The organism is Corallococcus sp. CA047B, from assembly GCF_003612065.1.
GTDB classification, from domain to species: Bacteria; Myxococcota; Myxococcia; order Myxococcales; family Myxococcaceae; genus Corallococcus; species Corallococcus praedator.
The window spans coordinates 1-2,205 of the sequence record NZ_RAWD01000598.1 but is presented as its reverse complement, the minus strand read 5'-3'; the positions used below and the strand labels follow the sequence as shown (position 1 = coordinate 2,205).

General features: G+C 74.7%; 1 protein-coding gene and 1 pseudogene. One reads left to right on the top strand and one right to left on the bottom strand.

The window, feature by feature from the left end:
* Nucleotides 1-142: 142 nt before the first annotated feature.
* On the top strand, nt 143-1,030 hold the full coding sequence (locus D7X74_RS41395; RefSeq protein ID WP_120538404.1) for an arginase family protein: 888 nt from the start codon (nt 143-145) through the stop codon (nt 1,028-1,030).
* An 11-nt stretch (nt 1,031-1,041) separates the two neighbouring features.
* Here the strand turns inward: D7X74_RS41395 and D7X74_RS43420 are convergent.
* Nucleotides 1,042-2,205: pseudogene (locus tag D7X74_RS43420) on the bottom strand (hypothetical protein); the annotation flags it as partial.

Here is a 2,205-nt window from a genome sequence, read left to right as displayed (position 1 = left end):
CGTCTGATCCGTCCGCGCCCACCGGGGCCCGCATGGGCCCCCTCACCTGTCCCACCCCGCGTGGGCCTGTCCGCACTGGAGCCTGCATGAAGCCCTCCTTGTTCCCCGTCGCGGTGTCCCTGCCTGGAGCGGAGGTCCGCCCATGAGCGAGCGCCTGCGCCATGCCCTGTGTCGCGAGGAGCACCCGGCGCGCGCCGTGCTGTTCGGCGCCAACACACAGGGGGCCGGCTTCTCCGAGAGCGTACGGGGCCGGTCCGACATGCCCCGGACGCTCTTCAGCGCCGACTTCATGCGCGAGGCCGACAACGGCTCCCCGTCCCTCACGGAGCTGCTGGAGGACGGGGAGGGCCTGTTCGATGCGGGCAACCTTCCCGTGGAGGGCCTCGCGGTGCCGGCGCAGGTGGCCGTGGTGCGCGAGCGCTTCGCCTCGCTCTTCCTCAAGGGGCAGCGCGCCATTGGCGTGGGGGGCGATCACCACATCAAGTACGCGGCCCTGGCCGCGGTGAGTGACGTGTTCGAGGACTGCGGCGTCGTCTACGTGGACGCCCATCCGGACTGCGCCCGGGATGACGCGCTGGCGTTCGACTCCATCCTCCACCACGCCTGGAAGCTGCCCCACCTGCGGCCGGAGCGGACGTGCCTGTTCGGCATCCGGCAGGTGAACGCGCGCGAGAAGGAGGGGCTGCGCGCGTGGAAGCCGGGCGTCATCCACGCCACGGAGCTGGTCGAGCGGGGCCTGCCGGCGGTGCTCGAGTCGATGGCGGCGCAGCTGGGCGACGTGCGGCGCGTGTTCGTGTCCGTGGACCTGGACGGGCTCGCGCCCCATGAGGTCCCCGCCGTGGAGGCGCCCTACCCTGGCGGCCCCACCTTCCGCGAGCTGCTGGTGCTCCTGCGGGGGCTGGCCCGGCGCTACGAGCTGGTGGGCATGGATGTCAGCGAGTTCATCCCCGAGTTCGATCCGGCCCGGCTCACCGCGCTCGTCACCGCGCGGCTGGTGAAGGAGTTCGCGGCGCTGCCCGCGCCCGGGTGAGGACCCGGGCCTCATGGCCGCGCCTCCACGGTGTGGGACGCGGCGAACGAACCCGTGCGGGTGGGATCCAACGCGCGGCGCAGGGCGTCCAGCGTCGGCGTCACCGCGCCCTCGCGTGAGGCTCGCAGCCGGAGGGGCACGGCCTCATGGCCCCGCAGGCGCAGGTCCACGCGCCAGCCTTCGGCGGGAGGGCTCACCGCCAGGGCCGTGAAGGCGGCCGCCTCCGCGGGCAGCTCGGGGAGGCTCGGGCTCAGCGACCAGGAGATGAGGGCCGCGCGCGGCACCTCCAGGCGCAGCGACGCGCCTTCCGGGGCGGTGAGGCGCAGGGACACCTGTCGCTCCGCGCCCTGGTGTTCCACGCGCTCCACGGTGAGCCGTGGCGGCGGGAGGTGCGACCCGTCAGGCTCGGTGGGGCGCGCCTCCGGGAGGGAGAGCTCCGTCTGGGCTTGCGCGGCCTGGGCCCCGGTGAGCCCGGGGGCGAGCGTGCCGAGCGACAGCCCGTCCATGCTCTGGAGGACGAGGACGCTTCCGGAGGCGTCGGTCCGCTCCACCGCGCGCAGCCTCCGCGGGTGCTCCGCGTCGTGAGGCGCCACGAGCGCCAGCGCCACCCATCCGCCCAGCGCGAGCCCACCCACGCCCAGCAGCGCGGGGCGCCCTCCTTCCGCCCACGGCAGCGCGGCCGCGACCATCCACGCTCCCGCCAGCGTGGGCAGCGCCACGAGGAGCGCGATGACGCCATCCAGCGGGAACGGCACCAGCAGGTGTCCCGTCAGCGGAAGGGCCAGCGCCAGCAACCGCGACGTCGCCTGAGCCATCAGGCAGAGCCCGGGAAGCAGGCCCAGCGCGAGCGCGACGCCGCGCCACCGGGGCACCCGGGCCGCCACCAGGAGCCCCCCGGACCCTCCCAGCAGCCAGAGGAGCAGTGGGTACGTCACGCCCACGCCCGCGGACGTTCCCACCGCAGTGAGGCAGGCGCCCCATGCGAGCGCTCCACTCCAGCGCTCGAAGTACCGGGACGCTCCCTCCGCCTTGCGTCGGGTCACGGCCCTTGCCCACCAGGCCTCGCCCACGAGCGTCCCCGCGACCGCGAGCGCTCCGTACGTGACGAGCCCCAGCACCGGCGTGCCGTACCACCCCTGCGGACGTCCCAGGACGAACCCCACCAGCACCGCGCC

Coding starts and splice junctions, on each gene's coding strand:
- D7X74_RS41395 (WP_120538404.1), top strand. CDS start 143: ATGAGCGAGCGCCTGCGCCATGCCCTGTGTCGCGAGGAGCACCCGGCG.